The organism is Kineococcus auxinigenes (assembly GCF_050871525.1).
In the GTDB taxonomy this organism is placed as follows: Bacteria; Actinomycetota; Actinomycetes; order Actinomycetales; family Kineococcaceae; genus Kineococcus.
Genome location: NZ_JBKBCT010000160.1, coordinates 1 through 701 on the forward strand (window position 1 = coordinate 1; position 701 = coordinate 701).

General features: G+C 65.6%; 1 protein-coding gene. It reads left to right on the top strand.

All coding sequences use genetic code 11. The features are described 5' to 3' along the window. Window positions 1–81: 81 nt before the first annotated feature. A partial coding sequence (locus tag ACRYR9_RS19780; protein WP_432540231.1) for a S8 family serine peptidase occupies window positions 82–701 on the top strand: 620 nt, incomplete at its 3' end.

The following is a 701-nucleotide window of genomic DNA, read 5'->3' on the forward strand; positions in this document are numbered from 1 at the left end:
AACGGCCCATCGACCCCGGCCGCCGGCGGAGCCAATGTCACCACCGCGTGGGATTCGACCAAGGGCGCAAGCTCGGTCTACGTGGCCGTCATCGACACGGGCCTGCTGACCAACCATGAGGATCTGGCGGGTGCCAACATTCGCCCGGGCTACGACTTCATCAGCAACGACGCCTACCACTCCACGCCCGACCCAGTGAGCCACAACACGGTGCCGCTGGGCTTTGTGGAGAACGATCCACTCGACACGGCGGCGGGTCGCGATCCCAATCCGTCAGACCCTGGCGACTGGGTGACCTCGTCAGAGACAACGCTTTACCCCAGCTACTGCGGCACCGCAGGGAGTCATAGCGACAGCAGCTGGCACGGCACCTTCGTGACCGGCCAGATCGTCGCGCAACACAACTCGGTGGGCATTGCCGGCATCGCACCCAATGAGACCATCCAGATGGCGCGGGCGCTTGGCATGTGCGGCGGCACCACGTCGGACATCATGGACGCACTGGCCTGGGTAACGGGCGAGAGTGGCGTACCTGGTGCCAGCGGAGTTGCGCTGCCGGTCAACGCGCCGAAGCCGCAGGTGGTCAACATGAGCCTGGGTGGTGCGGGGGCTTGCTCCAGGGCCGAACAAGCAACCATTACCGCAGCAAGAGCGCGTGGCGCAACCATCGTGGTGGCAACCGGGAACGACGGTGCTCCGAC